The 16,345-nt window shown below is 62.7% G+C and carries 14 protein-coding genes; 3 read left to right on the top strand and 11 right to left on the bottom strand.

Annotated features, from left to right (window positions below):
* Window positions 1–62: 62 nt before the first annotated feature.
* The 4 genes from DXK50_RS05375 to puuE are packed head-to-tail and all read right to left on the bottom strand — an operon-like array spanning window position 63 to window position 3,410.
* Complete coding sequence (locus DXK50_RS05375) at window positions 63–1,361, bottom strand: urate hydroxylase PuuD (RefSeq protein WP_212629614.1); 1,299 nt, start codon at window positions 1,359–1,361, stop codon at window positions 63–65.
* Between the two features lie 47 nt (window positions 1,362–1,408).
* Window positions 1,409–1,912, bottom strand: a complete 504-nt coding sequence (locus DXK50_RS05370) for an ureidoglycolate lyase (protein WP_003243314.1) — start codon at window positions 1,910–1,912, stop codon at window positions 1,409–1,411.
* 44 nt (window positions 1,913–1,956) lie between these two features.
* A complete protein-coding gene (uraD, locus tag DXK50_RS05365) occupies window positions 1,957–2,472 on the bottom strand; it encodes a 2-oxo-4-hydroxy-4-carboxy-5-ureidoimidazoline decarboxylase (RefSeq protein ID WP_161866243.1) in 516 nt (171 codons plus the stop codon).
* 11 nt (window positions 2,473–2,483) lie between these two features.
* Entirely contained in the window at window positions 2,484–3,410 is a 927-nt protein-coding gene (gene puuE, locus DXK50_RS05360; RefSeq protein ID WP_212629613.1) for an allantoinase PuuE, read from the bottom strand.
* Between the two features lie 399 nt (window positions 3,411–3,809).
* Between puuE and uraH the strand changes: the two genes are divergently transcribed.
* A complete protein-coding gene (gene uraH, locus DXK50_RS05355; RefSeq protein ID WP_161866241.1) occupies window positions 3,810–4,163 on the top strand; it encodes a hydroxyisourate hydrolase in 354 nt (117 codons plus the stop codon).
* 403 nt (window positions 4,164–4,566) lie between these two features.
* On the opposite strand, the gene DXK50_RS05350 is transcribed toward uraH, so the two are convergent.
* Window positions 4,567–5,907 carry an NCS2 family permease gene (locus DXK50_RS05350; protein ID WP_003243322.1) on the bottom strand — a complete coding sequence of 447 codons (1,341 nt, stop codon included), beginning with the start codon at window positions 5,905–5,907 and terminating at the stop codon, window positions 4,567–4,569.
* Window positions 5,908–6,499: 592 nt separating this feature from the next.
* Here DXK50_RS05350 and DXK50_RS05345 point away from each other — a divergent pair.
* On the top strand, window positions 6,500–7,267 hold the full coding sequence (locus tag DXK50_RS05345; RefSeq protein WP_037050562.1) for a GntR family transcriptional regulator: 768 nt from the start codon (window positions 6,500–6,502) through the stop codon (window positions 7,265–7,267).
* A 185-nt stretch (window positions 7,268–7,452) separates the two neighbouring features.
* Here DXK50_RS05345 and guaD read toward each other — a convergent pair whose 3' ends face one another.
* The 6 genes from guaD to DXK50_RS05320 all read right to left on the bottom strand — a co-directional run bounded on the left by guaD (window position 7,453) and on the right by DXK50_RS05320 (window position 15,454).
* A complete protein-coding gene (guaD, locus tag DXK50_RS05340; protein WP_212629989.1) occupies window positions 7,453–8,757 on the bottom strand; it encodes a guanine deaminase in 1,305 nt (434 codons plus the stop codon).
* Window positions 8,758–9,014: 257 nt separating this feature from the next.
* Window positions 9,015–9,860 (bottom strand): xanthine dehydrogenase accessory protein XdhC, encoded by an 846-nt coding sequence (gene xdhC / locus DXK50_RS05335; RefSeq protein ID WP_212629612.1) that lies wholly within the window; start codon window positions 9,858–9,860, stop codon window positions 9,015–9,017.
* Window positions 9,857–9,988 (bottom strand): hypothetical protein, encoded by a 132-nt coding sequence (locus DXK50_RS25140; protein WP_268251338.1) that lies wholly within the window; start codon window positions 9,986–9,988, stop codon window positions 9,857–9,859. Before DXK50_RS25140 ends, xdhC begins: the two co-directional genes overlap by 4 nt.
* Before the next feature lie 153 nt (window positions 9,989–10,141).
* Entirely contained in the window at window positions 10,142–12,538 is a 2,397-nt protein-coding gene (gene xdhB, locus DXK50_RS05330) for a xanthine dehydrogenase molybdopterin binding subunit (RefSeq protein WP_212629611.1), read from the bottom strand.
* 27 nt (window positions 12,539–12,565) lie between these two features.
* Window positions 12,566–14,005: a xanthine dehydrogenase small subunit gene (gene xdhA, locus DXK50_RS05325; protein ID WP_212629610.1), complete on the bottom strand. Its 1,440-nt coding sequence runs from the start codon at window positions 14,003–14,005 to the stop codon at window positions 12,566–12,568.
* A gap of 315 nt (window positions 14,006–14,320) precedes the next feature.
* Window positions 14,321–15,454 carry an alkane 1-monooxygenase gene (locus DXK50_RS05320; protein WP_212629609.1) on the bottom strand — a complete coding sequence of 378 codons (1,134 nt, stop codon included), beginning with the start codon at window positions 15,452–15,454 and terminating at the stop codon, window positions 14,321–14,323.
* A 231-nt stretch (window positions 15,455–15,685) separates the two neighbouring features.
* Here DXK50_RS05320 and DXK50_RS05315 point away from each other — a divergent pair, with 231 nt between their 5' ends.
* The gene (locus DXK50_RS05315) at window positions 15,686–16,345 is read left to right on the top strand and encodes a GntR family transcriptional regulator (protein WP_143502634.1); all 660 of its coding nucleotides are present in this window, start codon (window positions 15,686–15,688) and stop codon (window positions 16,343–16,345) included.

The following is a 16,345-nucleotide window of genomic DNA, read 5'->3' as shown; positions in this document are numbered from 1 at the left end:
GCCGGCGGTTCATGGCTGTAAAAAGATGCCGCACCCAGTCACGGGCGCGACATGTGTGGCAATCAGTTGATCTGCGCGCCCTCGGCGATCCAGCTGCCGATCAGGTCGCGTTCGTCCTGGGTCATCTGGGTGATGTTGCCCAGCGGCATGATCTGCGAAGCCACGGTTTGGGCGTGGATCTTCGCCGCCTGCGCCTTCATTTGCTCGGGGGTGTCGAGCATCAGGCCGGCCGGCGCTGCGCTGAACATCGGGCTGGTCGGGTTGGCCGAGTGGCACACGGTGCAGCGCTCATGGATCACGCTCTCGACCTGGGCGAAGTCGCTCGCACCCGCATTGGCGGCTGGTGTGCCGTCCGTGCTGGCGGCTTGCTCGACAGGAGTCGCTACCGGGTTTGCTTGCTCGACCTTGGCCGGGGTTGTGCTGGCCGGTTTTTCGACGGCGGCTACTGGCGCAGCAGCTGGCGCGCGGTGCGCTGGAGAGGTGACATAAGCCAGGCAGATCATGCCCAGCGCTGCGGCCGGCAGGGTCCAGACGTACTTGCTGCTGTCATGGCGGGTGTTGAAGTAGTGACGCACCAGCACGGCCAGGACCGCGATGCCAGCCAGGATCGCCCAGTTGTACTGGCTGCCGTAGGTGCTCGGGAAGTGGTTGCTGATCATGATGAACAGCACCGGCAGGGTGAAGTAGTTGTTGTGCCGTGAGCGCAGCAGGCCCTTGGCCGGCAGTACCGGGTCGGGCGTACGGTTCTCTTCGATGGCCTTAACCAGCGCACGCTGGGCCGGCATGATGGTGAAGAACACGTTGCCGACCATGATGGTGCCGATGATCGCGCCGACATGGATGTACGCCGCGCGGCCGCTGAAGATCTGGCTGAAGCCATAGGCGGCGGCGATGATCAGCACGAACAGCACGGCGCCGAGCAGGGCGGGGCGCTTGCCCAGGGGCGAGTCGCAGAGGAAGTGGTAGATCACATAGCTGATCGCCATGGAGCCGAGGCCGATGGCGATGCCCATTGCCGGGGACAGCTCGACGCCCGGCTTGACCAGGTACAGGCTGGGGTTGAGGTAGTACACCACCAGCAGCAGGGCGACGCCCGACAGCCAGGTGGCATAGGCCTCCCATTTGAACCAGTGCAGGTTCTCCGGCATTTTCGGTGGGGCCAGCTTGTACTTTTCCAGGTGGTAGATACCGCCGCCGTGAATCGCCCAGAGGTCGCCCGACAGGCCCTCGCGGGGGTTGCTCCGGTTGAGGTTGTTCTCCAGCCAGACGAAATAGAAGGATGCGCCGATCCAGGCGATACCGGTGATCATATGGATCCAGCGGATGCCCAGGTTTAGCCATTCGGTGAAATGTGCTTCCACGATTCGTACCTCTTTCCCGGGGGAGGCACGCCAGCCCCGGGCTTCTCTTATTGGTGGGGGTTGAGGAGAAGGAGCTCGTCCTCATTGAAGAAATGCTCATCGCAGTTGTTGCCGGAACCACTGCGATCAACCACCAGGAAGTCATCCCGCTTTTCGATCGTCAGCACCGGGTGGTGCCAGACGCCGCGATGGTAATTGACGCCCTGCCTGCCATTGCTGAGGAAGGCACGGACGGACCCTGATACAGGTACATCGCCAAGTGGCGCGACCACGATCAGAAAGGGGTTGCCGAGCAGCGGGATAAAGGCCTGGCTGCCCAGCGGATGGCGTTCCAGCATGCGGATGGTCAGTGGCATCTCCAGTGCTTCGGCGCTGAAGATGCTGATGATGGCCTTGTCCTCCGGCTGCGCGGTCTCCACCGTGGCCAACTTGTGATAGCGGCGGGTGGAGCCGTTGTTGATCATGAAGAAGTCGCTGCCCTCGGTTTCGATCACGTCACCGAAAGGGGCGAAGGCTTCTTTGCTCAGGGGCTCGATGGTCAGGCTACGCATGGCTGTTCTACTTGTTCTGTTCGATTGTCGGGGCTGCTGCAGGCTTAAAGCTGCTGCAGACGGAAGAGGGCGATCTTGTTGATCTCGGCCAGGGCGGTGGCGAATTCCTGCTCTGGCGTGTTGTGAATGCGCTCCTCGAAGGCGGCCAGGATCTGGTGGCGGTTGCTGCCCTTGACGGCCTTGATGAAGGGAAAGCCGAACTTGGCCTTGTAGGTGTCGTTGAGCTCGGTGAAGCGGGCGAACTCCTCGGCGGTGCACTCATGAATGCCGGCGCCAGACTGTTCGGCGGTGCTGGAAGCAGTCAGCTCGCCACGCACTGCAGCCTTGCCGGCCAGGTCCGGGTGCGCGTTGATCAGTGCCAACTGCGCATCGGCGCTGGCGGACAGCAGGATGTCGGCCATGCGCTGCTGCAGACTGTCGATATCGTCCACGCTTTCGTCCAGACCGAGGTCATAGGCTTTCTCGGCGACCCAGGGCGAGTGCTCGTAGATGTCGGCGAAGGCTGCGACGAACTCCTCGCGGCTCAACTGGGACGGGGTCAGGGTTTGGAAACGGCTCATGGACGGCTCTCTCATTCGGTCGCGCGGAAGGGGTGGTTGGCGTGCCAGTGTCTGGCGATATCGACGCGGCGGGCGCACCAGACCTTGTCATGGCTTTTCACGTAGTCGATGAAGCGTGCCAGCGAGGCCAGGCGCGCCGGGCGCCCGAGCAGGCGGCAGTGCATGCCGATCGACAGCATCTTCGGCGCGCCGGCCTGGCCTTCGGCATAGAGCACGTCGAAGGCATCCTTGAGGTACTCGAAGAAATCGTCGCCCTTGTTGAAGCCCTGCACCTGGGTGAAGCGCATGTCGTTGGTGTCCAGGGTGTAGGGGATCACCAGGTGCGGCTTCTCCGCGGTGCTGGCCGGGTCCCAGTAGGGCAGGTCGTCGTCGTAGGTGTCGGAGTCGTAGAGGAAACCGCCTTCCTCGCGCACGATGCGCCGGGTGTTTGGCCCCAGGCGGCCGGTATACCAGCCCCGCGGGCGCTCGCCGGTCAGCTCGGTGAGGATGCGGATGGCCTCGAGCATATGCTCGCGCTCGGTGGTTTCGTCGACATTCTGGTAGTCGATCCAGCGGTAGCCGTGGCTGCAGATCTCGTGACCGGCGGCGACCATCTGGCGAATCACCTCGGGGTGACGCTGGGCGGCCATGGCCACGGCGAAGATGGTCAGCGGGATGTCGTGCTTCTTGAACAGCTCGAGCAGGCGCCAGACACCGGCGCGGCTGCCGTATTCGTACAGCGATTCCATGCACAGGTTGCGCTGGCCCTGCAATGGCTGGGCGGCGACCATCTCGGAGAGGAAAGCCTCGGATTCCCTGTCCCCATGAAGAATGTTGCGCTCGCCACCTTCCTCGTAATTGAGCACGAAGGACAGCGCGATGCGGGCATCGCCCGGCCAGTGCGGATGGGGCGGGTTGGCGCCGTAGCCGATCAAATCGCGTGGGTAATCAGCATTCACTGCAGTCTTCCTATCTGGATCGTGGCGGTCACTGCGCATGACGATGGGGGCTGCGCGACCGGAATGGATAATTGTATACAAAGTTAGTTGTCGTTTGTAAATCGACTTTTTACGCTTTTCTTCACTATAGGCAGCGACGTCGAAATTGACCGAGTGGCCAGCAACCTGTGCTGGTAAGGCCGTGATTGCTAGCTTTGGACGATGTGGATCATGAACCTTTATGGTGCGTTGCCGGCGCGACCAATAAATTTATTGTGTACAATTTATGGTTAAAATGTTTTATATTCGAGCTGCATGCTATCCTGCCATCGCGTCGGAGCACTGCGACGAGCCGATTTCAACAGAGTAGAGGAGGTGTGGTGTTCGTTGGGCGCAGGTCGCCACGAGCATCCGAGACCCATGGGACGTTTAACTACGCATGTACTGGACGCCGCACACGGCTGCCCAGGGAGTGACATCAAGGTCGAGCTGTATCGCGTCGAAGGCGCGCAGCTGGAGCTGATCAACAGCGTGACCACCAACCACGACGGCCGTTGCGATGCGCCGGTGCTGCAGGGCGGAGACTACCGCACGGGCGTGTATCAGCTGCACTTCCATGCCGGCGACTACTACCGTGCCCGTGGCGTGAAACTGCCCGAGCCGGCCTTCCTCGATGTGGTGGTGCTGCGCTTCGGCATCGATGCCGGCCAGGAGCACTACCACGTGCCGCTCCTGATTTCCCCTTACAGCTACTCCACCTATCGCGGTAGCTGACTGACTGGCGGGCCGCCCGCCAGACGAATGCTTGTCACCCTCAGACTCGTTTGAGTCCTTACGCCCGCTCACACTGCGGGCTTTTTTTCGTCTGCGTGTAGGGTGCGCCGTAGCCCGGATGAAATCCGGGGCCGGCGATATGTTTGCGACGAGCGCGTCTGTCGTTGCCGGGCCAAACGAAAAGCCCCGCACAGGGCCGTAATGCTGTTCGCATAAGAAATGGTCGGACGCGATTAGTCCCCTCGCCCCTTTGGGGAGAGGGGAAACTGGCAGTTTTGCGGTGTTTTCAGCCCTCTCCCCCAGCCCCTCTCCCATAAATGGGAGAGGGGAGCCAAACGTGTGCGACCTTAAGTGAACAGCATTCGGCACAGGGCTAGGGCTTCGATCAACGAAGGGTTTGCCCTCAGAGGAAGGCGAACTTGGCGATGAAGATAACGCACAGCACGTACAGACTCAGCGATACCTTGTCGCGCTGGCCTGTCAGCAGCTTCAGCGTCGCGTAGGTAAGGAAGCCCAGGGCGATGCCGTTGGCGATGGAGAAGGTCAGCGGCATCATCACCACCGTTACGATGGCCGGAATGGTGTCGGTGTGATCCTTCCAGTCGATGTGCGCCATGCCGCTCATCATCAGCATCGCCACGTAGATCAGCGCGCCGGCGGTGGCGTAGGCGGGGATCATGCCGGCCAGCGGGGCGAAGAACATCGCGGCGAGGAACAGAATGCCGACGGTGACGGCGGTCAACCCGGTGCGGCCACCGGCGGCCACGCCCGAAGCGCTCTCGACGTAGCTGGTCACCGGCGGACAGCCGACCATGGCGCCCACCACGCTGGAGGTGGAGTCGGCCTTCAGCGCCTTGGACAGGTTGTGGATCTTGCCGTCCTCATCCACCAGGTTGGCGCGGTGGGCCACGCCCATCAGGGTGCCGGCGGTGTCGAACATGTTCACGAAGAGGAAGGCCAGGATCACGCTGATCATCGCCACATTGAAGGCGCCGGCGATATCCATGGCCAGGAAGGTCGGCGCCAGGCTCGGTGGCATCGACACCAGGCCGCCGTACTCCACCAGGCCCAGGGCCCAGCCCAGGGCGGTGACGCCGAGCATGCTGAACAGAATGGCGCCGAATACGTTGCGGTGGCTGAGCACCGCGATCAGCAGGAAGCACACCGCCGCGAGCAGCGCAGAAGGATTGCCGAACGAACCCATGGTCAGCAGGGTGGCCGGGCTGTCGACGACGATGCCAGCGGTCTTCAGGCCGATCAGGCCGAGGAACAGGCCGACCCCGGCGCCCATGGCGAAGCGCAGGCTCATCGGGATGCTGTTGAGCAGCCACTCGCGAATCTTCGACAGGCTCATGATCATGAACAGCACGCCGGAGATGAACACCGCGCCGAGGGCGATCTGCCAGCTGTAGCCCATCTCGCCGACCACGGTGTAGGTGAAGAAGGCGTTCAGGCCCATGCCTGGCGCCAGGCCCACCGGCCAGTTGGCATACAGCCCCATCAGGAAGCAGCCCAGGGCTGCGCCGATGCAGGTGGCGACGAAGGCGGCGCCATGGTCGATACCGGCGCCGGCCATGATGTTGGGGTTGACGAAGATGATGTAGGCCATGGTGACGAAGGTCGTCAGGCCCGCCAGCAGCTCGGTCTTGATGGTGGTGCGGTGCTCGGTCAGTTTGAAGAAGCGGTCGAGCAGGCCGCCCCTTGCCAGTTGATTCGCGTGTTGTTCTTGTTTGACGCTTTCCACAGCGGGTACTCCTCATCTCTCTTGTTGTGTACCGCCCAGAGCGTTGCGCAAGAACAATGCTCTCTGAGGCAGGCGGTGTTTCAGTGGTGCTTCCTGGCTAAGTTGTTGACCGAGCGGTCAAGAAGTCACTCAGGCGCGATTATGATGTTGTATACAAAAAATGCAATTAATGTTTTTTAATTTTGCATTAATCGCACCAGTTGACGGGGCGGGCATGAGTGCGACTGGATTTGGCGACAATCCACCAAGCCTTGAAGTTAAAAGTCTTTAAAAACAACTAGATAAGATCGCGGCTGGCAAGGGGGCTCTGGCTGCCTCGGCAATCATCTGCAGGCTGTAGGTCGCCCTTAGCTGCTAATGAGCTGAGGCGGGGCCTATATATAAAGAAAGGATTTGATGCGTTGCACTCAGACTGAGACAGTCTGCTGCTATTGAGCAGCTATGACGTCATACGACGCAGGTGTAGTGGCTGATTGACTTGTGTACAATTGCTCGGATTTTTTTCTGATGTTTTTTCGCTCGGAGCTTGTCAGCTACCGGGTAGAACACAGTAGAGTCGCAGTGTCGCCGACTCTCATTGACGCGAGCCAGAATGAACGATCAATTGCAGCCACTGAAGAAGCAGCCGCGTGCGGGCAAAAGCAGCCGCAGCGGGACTCAGGACGATGTCGTATATGCCCACATTTTCGATGCCATTCTCGAGCAGCGTCTGGCGCCCGGCACCAAGCTGAGCGAAGAGGCGCTGGGTGAGATCTTCGGCGTCAGCCGCACCATCATTCGCCGCGCCCTGTCGCGCCTGGCCCACGAGGGTGTGGTGCTGCTGCGCCCGAACCGCGGTGCGGTGGTGGCCAGCCCCAGTGTCGAAGAAGCCCGGCAGATCTTCTATGCGCGCCGCCTGGTCGAGCGGGCCATCACCGAGCTGGCCGTCGAGCATGCCACCGCCGAGCAGCTGGCCGAGCTGCGGCAGATGGTCAAGGACGAGCAGGACAGTTTCTCCCGCGGTGATCGTGGTGCCGGCATCCGCCTGTCCGGCGAGTTCCACCTGAAGCTGGCCGAGGCCGCGCGCAATGCGCCGCTGGTGAGCTTCCAGCGCAGCCTGGTGTCGCAGACCTCGCTGATCATCGCCCAGTACGAAAGCGGCAGCCGCTCGCATTGCTCCTACGACGAACACAACCAGTTGATCGACGCCATCGAGGCGCGCGATGCCGAGCGTGCGGTGCACCTGATGATGCACCACATGGACCACATCGACAGCAAGCTCAACCTGGACGAGGAAAGCGCCTCGGATGACCTGCACGCGGTGTTCTCGCACCTGCTGCAGACCAAGAAAAAGCCCGGCCGCAACGCTGCCAATCGCTGATTCGTTGCATGCAAATTAAGAAAGCCCCGCTGCGCGAGCAGCGGGGCTTTTTCATTGCTGAGACGATGTGGCTGAGGTGAGGCGCGCTTGTGTAGGAGCGAATTCATTCGCGATGCTGTCGAGGCATTGCCTACAGCCTGATCGCGGATAAATCCGCTCCTACAAGGGCGCGCAGATCATCGGGCTCAATCGCGCTGGTGCACTGATGCACCAGCCGCGAAGGTTTCCTTCACCGCACGGTCGTCGCCGAGCATGGTCAGGGCGAACAAACGCTCTTCCAGGCTCTTGGCCTGCTGCATGCGGTAGCTCATCAGCGGCGTGGCGTTGTAGTCCAGCACCAGGAAGTCGGCGTCCTTGCCGGGCAGGAAGTTGCCCAGCTTGTCGTCCAGGTACAGCGCATTGGCACCGCCCAGGGTGGCCAGGTACAGCGACTTGAACGGGTCGAGCTTCTTGCCCTGCAGCTGCATGATCTTGTACGCCTCGTTCAGCGATTGCAGCTGGCTGAAGCTGGTGCCGGCGCCGACATCGGTACCCAGCCCGACGCGCACGCCATGGGCTTCCAGCTTGTTCAGGTCGAACAGGCCGCTGCCGAGGAACAGGTTGGAGGTCGGGCAGAAGGCCACGGCCGAGCCGGTTTCGGCGAGGCGCTTGCACTCGTCGTCGCACAGGTGCACGCCATGGGCGAACACCGCGCGCGGGCCGATCAGCTTGTGGTGGTCATAGACATCCAGATAGCCCTTGCGCTCGGGAAACAGTTCCTTGACCCATTCTATTTCCTTGCGGTTCTCGGACAGGTGGGTGTGCATGTACAGATCCGGGTACTCGCCCAGCAGCTTGCCGGCCAGCTCCAGTTGCTCCGGCGTGCTGGTCGGGGCGAAGCGCGGGGTGACCGCATAGTGCAGGCGACCCTTGCCGTGCCAGCGTTCGATCAGGGTCTTGCTCTCGGCATAGCCGGATTCGGCGGTGTCGGTCAGGTAGTCCGGGGCGTTGCGATCCATCAGCACCTTGCCGGCGATCATCCGTAGGTTGAGCTTGTCGGCCTGCTCGAAGAAGGCGTCCACCGACTGCGGGTGCACGGTGCCGAACACCAGGGCGGTGGTGGTGCCGTTGCGCAGCAGTTCCTTGAGAAAGATCGCCGCCACGTCGCTGGCATGGGCCTTGTCTTCGAACTGCCGCTCGGTGGGGAAGGTGTAGGTGTTGAGCCAGTCCAGCAGTTGCTCGCCGTAGGAGGCAATCATCCCGGTCTGCGGGTAGTGGATATGGGTGTCGATGAAACCGGGGGTAATCAGCGCGTCGCGGTACTCGGTGACTTCGACGCCGGCCAGCTTCGGCAACAGCTCAGCGGCGGGGCCAACCTGAGCGACCTTGCCATTTTCGATCAGCAGGATGCCGTCCTCGAAATATTCATAGGACTGCTCGACACCGACCACGGCGGGATCGGCGAGGCTGTGCAGGATGGCGGCGCGGTAGGCTTTGCGGGTGTTGCTCATCATTTGGATCTCATGAGTTGATCAATACTGTTCGCTTAGTACTGGGCGAGCGCGGTCAGTCCCCTCGCCCCTCTGGGGAGAGGGCTAGGGAGAGGGGGAAACTGGCAGCCTCGCGGTGTTTTCGGCCCTCTCCCCCAACCCCTCTCCCATAAATGGTAGAGGGGAGCAAAACGCATACGTCCTTAAGTGAAAGCATTGTGGCTAGGGTGCGCTGGACGCACCAGAAAATGGGGGGAGTGCGTACAGCGCACCAATAATCAGGACCGGCGCGAGGCGGGCAACAGCTTGGCGACGCTGGACTCACCCTTCTTCACGTCCTGGCCGGCTCTTTTTTCACCAAACAGGGCGTTATAGGTAGCGATCACCTCGCCGGCGATGGACACGGCAATCTCCACCGGCAGCTTGCCTTTCACCTCGGGCAGGCCCATGGGGCAGCGCATGCGCGCCATCAGGGTGTCCGCGAAGCCGCGTTCGCGCAGGCGATGCTCGAACTTGACGCGCTTGGTCTTCGAGCCGATCAGGCCGTAGTAGGCGAAGTCGCCGCGTTTGAGGATGGCCGCGGTCAACTCCAGATCGAGCTGGTGGTTGTGAGTCATGACGATGTAGTAGCTGCCGGGCGGCATGTTCTCCACCTCGTCGACCACTTCGTCACCCACGATCTTTTCCACCCCGGCGGGGATGTGCTCGGGAAATTCGTTCTCCCGCGAGTCGATCCAGCGCACCTTGCACGGCAGGCTGGCGAGCAGCGGCACCAACGCGCGACCGACATGGCCGGCGCCGAACACGGCGATCTGCGCCTGGGGCTGGCCCATTGGCTCGAACAGCAGCACGGTGGCGCCGCCGCAGCATTGGCCCAGGCTGGCGCCGAGGGAGAAGCGCTCCAGGCGTGTGTCCTGGCTGCGCGCGGTGAGCATCTCGCGGGCCATTTCCATGGCCTTGTATTCCAGATGGCCGCCGCCGATGGTCTCGAAGATGCGCTCGGCGGTGACCACCATCTTCGAGCCGGCATTACGCGGCGTCGAGCCGCGTTCTTCGATGATGGTCACCAGAACGCAGGCTTCACCTTTTTCCTGCAGTTCGGCGAGGGCACTGATCCAGCTCATTTGCTCAGCCTCCAGGAAGGCGTGGTCTGTCCCGGGCGCGGCAGGCGCCAGTTGCTCGGCGACGGATCGAGAATCGGCTCCGGTGCCGGGCGAGCAGGGCGGTTATTCGGTTCGGTGTGTTTTGTCATTGTTGTACACCTGTTTAATTCGAACTACATGGCTGTTCACCCCTCTCCCGCTTGCGGGAGAGGGGCGGGGGAGAGGGTGGCCTGCTCGATCGAGTCGTCCGAGCCTCCCTCTCCCCACCCCTCTCCCATGAATGGGAGAGGGGGCCGATCGTGTTACGCCGGTTCAACCTCGGCAGCGCTGGCAGCCTTGGCCGTCGTCTTCAACTTGCGCATCTGTTCCACACCCCAGAGCACGCGCTCGGGCGTGGCCGGGGCGTCGATCTGCGGTTGCACCTTGTAGTCCGCCAGGCTGGCCACGGCGTCCTTGAGAGCGCACCAGGCGGCGATGCCGAGCATGAAGGGCGGCTCGCCCACGGCCTTGGAATGGAACACGGTGTCTTCCGGGTTCTTGCGGTTCTCCACCAGCTTCACGCGCAGGTCGATGGGCATGTCGGCGATGGCCGGGATCTTGTAGCTGGCCGGGCCGCAGGTCTCTAGCTTGCCCTTGGCGTTCCACACCAGCTCCTCGGTGGTCAGCCAGCCCATGCCCTGGACGAAGGCACCTTCGACCTGGCCGATGTCGATGGCCGGGTTCAGCGAGTCGCCGACGTCATGCAGGATGTCGCCGCGCAGCATGCGGTATTCGCCGGTCAGGGTATCCACCAGCACTTCCACGCAAGCCACGCCGTAGGCGTAGTAATAGAAGGGGCGGCCGGCCGCCTTGTCGCGATCGTAGTAGATCTTCGGCGTGCGGTAGAAGCCGGTGGAAGACAGCGAGACCTGACCGAAGTAGGCCTTCTGGATCATTTCTTCGAACGACAGGAAGTGATCACGCACGCGCACCTGGCCGTTGCGGAACTCCACGTCTTCCGGAGTGACCTTGTACTCGCGCACCAGGAATTCCACCAGGCGCTGCTTGATGGTTTCGGCTGCGTTCTTCGCCGCCATGCCGTTGAGGTCGGCTCCGCTGGAGGCTGCGGTCGGCGAGGTATTGGGCACCTTGTCGGTGTTGGTGGCGGTGATCTGGATGCGCGAGATATCGACCTGGAACACTTCGGCGACGACCTGAGCCACCTTGGTGTTGAGGCCCTGGCCCATCTCGGTGCCGCCGTGGTTGAGGTGGATCGAGCCGTCGGTGTAGATGTGGATCAGCGCGCCGGCCTGGTTGAGGAAGGTGGCGGTGAAGCTGATGCCGAATTTCACCGGGGTCATGGCCAGGCCTTTCTTCAATACCGGGCTCTTGTTGTTGAACTCGATGATTTCGCGGCGGCGCTTGGCGTACTCGCAGCTCTGCTCCAGTTCGGCGGTCATCTCGTGGATGACGTTGTGCTCGACGGTCTGGTGGTAGTGGGTGACGTTGCGCTCGGTCTTGCCGTAGTAGTTGAGCTTGCGTACCTCCAGAGGGTCCTTGCCCAGGCTGCGCGCCACGGCGTCCATCACTTCCTCGATGGCGACCATGCCCTGCGGGCCGCCGAAGCCGCGGTAGGCGGTGTTCGACGCGGTGTTGGTCTTGCAGCGATGACCGTTGATGGTGGCGTTGCCGAGGAAGTAGGCGTTGTCCGAGTGGAACATGGCGCGGTCGACGATGGAGCCGGACAGGTCCGGCGAGTAGCCGCAGTTACCAGCCAGGTCCATCTCGATGCCGTGCAGCAGGCCGTCGTCATCGAAGCCGACGTCGTACTCGACATAGAAGGGGTGACGCTTGCCGGTCATGCTCATGTCTTCCATGCGCGGCAGGCGCATCTTGGTCGGCCGGCCGGTGAGATGGGCGATCACCGCGCACAGGCAGGCCGGGCCGGCGGCCTGGGTTTCCTTGCCGCCGAAACCGCCGCCCATGCGGCGCATGTCGATGACGATCTTGTTCATCGGCACGCCGAGCACTTCGGCCACCAGCTTCTGCACCTCGGTGGGGTTCTGCGTCGAGGTATAGACCAGCATGCCGCCATCTTCGGTGGGCATTACTGAGGAAATCTGGGTTTCCAGGTAGAAGTGCTCCTGGCCGCCGATATGCAGGGTGCCCTGCAGGCGACGTGGGGCGCTGGCCAGTTTGCTGGCCGAGTCGCCGATGCGGTGGGTGTGGCTGGCGAGCACGAAATGCTTCTTGCGGTAGGCCTCGACCACGTCGAGCACCGGCTCCAGGTCTTCGTATTCGACGATGGCGGCCATGGCCGCCTTGCGCGCGGTTTCCAGACTGTCGGCGGCCACCGCCAGCACCACCTGGCCAACGTACTCCACCTTGCCGTCGGCCAGCAGCGGGTCGCCGGCGACCACCGGGCCGATATCCAGCTGGCCCGGTACGTCATCCTTGGTGATGGCGATGGCCACGCCCGGAAACTCATAGCAGGGACTCGTGTCGATGCGCAGGATGCGCGCATGGGCGCGATCCGACTGGCGCGCATAGACGTGCAACTGGTTGGGGAATTCCAGACGGTCGTCGACATAGACCGCCTCGCCGGTGACATGCTTGTCCGCGCTCTCGTGCTTGACGCTGCGGCCGACGCCGCTGGTCATGCCGGCGCGGAACAGGGCGGCCAGTTCTTCCTGGGATTTGTGTTCGATATGACTGGACATCTTCGTCTCCAAAAAAATGCTGCGCGCTCAGGCGTAAGCCGTGACCCGGGTTTCGATTTCGGGTGACTGCTGTTCCAGGAAGAACTTGCGCAGCAGGTTCTGGGCAGTGAGCAGGCGGTATTCCTTGCTGGCACGGAAATCCGACAGCGGGGTGAAGTCCTCACCCAGTGCGTCGCAGGCGCGTTCGATCACGCCGGGATACCAGGCCGAGCCGACCAGGGCCGCCTCGCAGGCGCTGGCGCGTTTGGGGATGGCGGCCATGCCGCCGAAGGCGATGCGCGCGTCTGTCACCACGCCGTCGACGATGCTCAGGTTGAAGGCTGCGCAGACGGCGGAGATGTCGTCGTCCAGGCGCTTGGACACCTTGTAGGCACGGAACGCCTGGTTCGCCTGCTTGCGCGGCACGATGATCTTCTCGATGAATTCGGCTTCCTGGCGGGCGGTCACCTTGTAGTCGAGGAAGTAGTCCTGCAGCGGCAGGATGCGCCGGGTGTTGCCCTGGCGCAGAGCGATCTGCGCACCGAGGGCGATCAGCAGCGGCGGGGCGTCGCCGATGGGCGAGGCGTTGCCGATGTTGCCGCCCAGGGTGCCCTGGTTGCGGATCTGCAGCGAGGCGAAACGGTGCAGCAGCTCGCCGAAGTCCGGGTACTCGCGCGACAGCGCTTCGTAGCAGTCGGACAGGGCCGCGGCAGCGCCGATTTCGATGGCGCTGTCGGTCACTTCGATGCGTTTCATGTCCTCGATATGGCCGACGTAGATCATCACCGGCAGTTCACGGTGGAACTGGGTAACTTCCAGGGCCAGGTCGGTACCGCCGGCGAGCAGGCGGGCTTCCGGGTTGGCGGTGTAGAGGTCGGCCAGGTCGGCGACGGTCAGCGGCACCAGGCAGCGCTTGTCGCCACTGTTGAGTTCGGCGGTCTCGCGTGGGGCGATGGCCTTGAGCCGGGTCACGGTGTCGGCTTCGAAGGCGTCGAACTGGTCCGGCTGCTTCTGGCAGCAGGCCTGCTCGGCGGCGTCGATGATCGGGCGGTAGCCGGTGCAGCGGCACAGGTTGCCGGCCAGGGCTTCCAGCGTGGCGCCCTTGTCGAAGCCGGTGGAGTTCTTCTGCAGGGCGAACAGCGACATGATGAAGCCCGGGGTGCAGAAGCCGCACTGCGAGCCATGGCAGTCGACCATCGCCTGCTGCACGCTGTGCAGCTTGCCCTGGTGCTTGAGGTCTTCGACGGTGATCAGCTGCTTGCCGTGCAGGCTGGAGACGAAGGTCAGGCAGGAATTGAGGGTGCGATAGCGCACGCGCTCGCCATCGAGCTCGCCCACCACCACGGTGCAGGCACCGCAGTCGCCGGAGGCGCAGCCTTCCTTGGTTCCGGTCTTGCCGACGTGCTCACGCAGGTACTCGAGCACGGTGACGTTGGGGTCCAGGGCATGCTCGGTGCGCAGCTCCCGGTTGAGTAAAAACTGGATCAAGGACGACCTCCAGGCACTTTATTGTTATGACTCGGTTGGCTGGCCAGGTGATGCACGCACTGCAGGGCCCTGGCGCGGGCTGCCATGGGGCCAATCTAGAGTTTTCTGACTTTTGGGTCAACAAATATTTGACCCTGCGGTCAGCTGCTTGTCATGCAAAACGGTTATGAGCCTGGCGGGCAGAATCATTGCCTGAGATTAGCGGCTTTCGTGCCAGGTAGGCCTCTATCGTGGGCCTTTCACAGGCGCCAGCCGGCAAAAGAAAACCCCGGGAGCTGGCGCTGCCGGGGTTGCTTGGGATGGTTCGAGCGAGGCTTACGTCAGCTGCGATTCGCTTAGCTGATGTTCTTCGCCTGCGTAGTAGGCGCGGACCTTGGGGTCCATTACCGCGCGCCACAGCGGCGGGAAGAGGGCGAGTACGATCATCCCCGCATAACCATTGGGCAACTGCGGGCTGTCGTCGAAATGGCGCAGCACCTGATAGCGGCGTTTGGCGTAGGCGTGGTGATCGGAGTGACGCTGCAGGTGGAAGAGGAACAGGTTGGTCAGCAGAAAGTTGCTGTTCCACGAGTGATGCGGATTGGTGCGCTCGTAGCGGCCGTTGTCCAGTTTGCGCCGGTGCAGGCCGTAGTGCTCGACGTAATTGACGATCTCCAGCAGGGTGAAGGCCATCACCGCCTGGCCAAGGAAGAACAGCGCGCCGAGCGTGCCGAAGGCCAGGGTGAAACCGAGCAGGAACAGCGCACTGATCGCGTACCACCAGATCAGTTCGTTGCGCCAGTGCAGGGCCGGCTGGCCGCGGCGCCCCAGGCGCTCGGCCTCCAGCTTCCAGGCGTTGAGAAAGTTGTGCTTGTAGGCGTGCGGCAGGAAGGCGTACAGGCTCTGGCCGAAGCGCGAGGAGGAGGCGTCCTCGGGCGTGGATACGTGCACGTGGTGGCCGCGTACATGTTCGACCTTGAAGCCGGCGTAGCACACCGCCGCCAGCAGCAGGCCGCCGGCATTCTGTTCCAGGCGCGGGTCCTTGTGGATCAGCTCGTGGGACACGGTGATGCCGATGGCGCCCATCACCGTGCCGACCGACAGCACCCAGCCGAGCTGGCCGACCCAGCTCCAGGCCGGGTAGCTGACGAAAATCCAGCCGCTCCAGATCAGCATCGCCAGCAGCAGGGGCACCGTGGCCAGGCTCAGCAGGCGGTAGTAGCCCTGCGCCTCCAGCGCCGGTACTTCCTCACGCTCGTCCGGGTTGGCCGGGTCGCGACCGACGACGAAATCCAGCAGCGGAATGACGCCGAACACCACCGTGATCACCAGCCAGGCCCAGGCATCGGCATGGGCGCTACCCAGCGACCAGTAATAGCTGAGTGGTATGCCGAATACCGGGATCAGCCAGATCCAGTAGCCGATCTTTTTCAGGGCCAGCATCCGGTTTGAGGGCAGGCGTTCGAACATCGGATTCTCCGGGTCATTCTTGTTGTAGGTTCTATGTAGGATTGTAGGGCGATCAGTTTTCGTGACCATGCCTGTGCGCCCGACCTTTCGAACGGAAACCACCTCACCGGGACGCTTGGCCCGGTAACACCCTGTGTTACACTTCGCGTCTGTTTTTCAGCCTCCGCCCAGCCGTGGCGGGGCTCCCAGACTCGACTGCCTGCCCCTGGATCGACGCAAATAAGGAATGTCATGACGTTCAAGGCCCCGGACAGCCTCGCCGAGCAAATCGCCCGCTACCTGGCCGAACGCATCATTCGCGGAGAGCTCAAGGAGCGCGAACGCATCCAGGAGCAGAAGGTCACTCAGGCACTCAATGTCAGCCGCGGCTCGGTACGTGAGGCGCTACTGATTCTCGAGCGTCGCCACCTGATCACGATCCTGCCGCGCCGCGGCGCCCAGGTCAGCGAACTGACCGCCCACCACGTCACCAGCCTCTATGCCCTGAGCATCGAGCTGTACGCCATGCTGGCCCGTGCGGTGATCGAGCACTGGCAGGTGGAAACCGACCTGGCGCCTTTCATCGATATCAAGAATCGGCTGCAGGACAGCCTCGAGCGCAGCGATATCGGTGCCTTCGTCGAGAACAGCTTCGACGTGATGCGCGCCGCCTTCCCGTTCGCCGACAACCCCTACCTGCAGGAAACCCTTGAGAACCTGCTGCCGGCCATCAGTCGCACCTATCACCTGGCGCTGGAAAGGCGCAAAGGCGAGATGGGTCAGTTCATGAACACCTTCGCCAGCCTGCTGCAGGCGATCATCGCCCGCGATCACGCTCGCGCCCGCGAAGTGCTGCAGGCCTACGGTCAGCACAATTGCCAGCTGGTGCTGGCGACCCTGGCCGAGCGCTAA

It is taken from the genome of Pseudomonas sp. KB-10 (assembly GCF_018221585.1).
Lineage (GTDB): Bacteria > Pseudomonadota > Gammaproteobacteria > Pseudomonadales > Pseudomonadaceae > Aquipseudomonas > Aquipseudomonas yangonensis.
Note: the sequence above shows the minus strand (reverse complement) of the source record. Positions and strands in the feature narration are given on the sequence as shown.

Excerpts from the sequence above, each read along its gene's own strand:
- DXK50_RS05370 (WP_003243314.1), bottom strand. The coding sequence starts at position 1,912 with ATGCGTAGCCTGACCATCGAGCCCCTGAGCAAAGAAGCCTTCGCCCCT.
- uraD (WP_161866243.1), bottom strand. The coding sequence starts at position 2,472 with ATGAGCCGTTTCCAAACCCTGACCCCGTCCCAGTTGAGCCGCGAGGAG.
- uraH (WP_161866241.1), top strand. The coding sequence starts at position 3,810 with ATGGGACGTTTAACTACGCATGTACTGGACGCCGCACACGGCTGCCCA.
- DXK50_RS05345 (WP_037050562.1), top strand. The coding sequence starts at position 6,500 with ATGAACGATCAATTGCAGCCACTGAAGAAGCAGCCGCGTGCGGGCAAA.
- guaD (WP_212629989.1), bottom strand. The coding sequence starts at position 8,757 with ATGAGCAACACCCGCAAAGCCTACCGCGCCGCCATCCTGCACAGCCTC.
- xdhC (WP_212629612.1), bottom strand. The coding sequence starts at position 9,860 with ATGAGCTGGATCAGTGCCCTCGCCGAACTGCAGGAAAAAGGTGAAGCC.
- DXK50_RS25140 (WP_268251338.1), bottom strand. The coding sequence starts at position 9,988 with ATGACAAAACACACCGAACCGAATAACCGCCCTGCTCGCCCGGCACCG.
- xdhB (WP_212629611.1), bottom strand. The coding sequence starts at position 12,538 with ATGTCCAGTCATATCGAACACAAATCCCAGGAAGAACTGGCCGCCCTG.
- DXK50_RS05320 (WP_212629609.1), bottom strand. The coding sequence starts at position 15,454 with ATGTTCGAACGCCTGCCCTCAAACCGGATGCTGGCCCTGAAAAAGATC.
- DXK50_RS05315 (WP_143502634.1), top strand. The coding sequence starts at position 15,686 with ATGACGTTCAAGGCCCCGGACAGCCTCGCCGAGCAAATCGCCCGCTAC.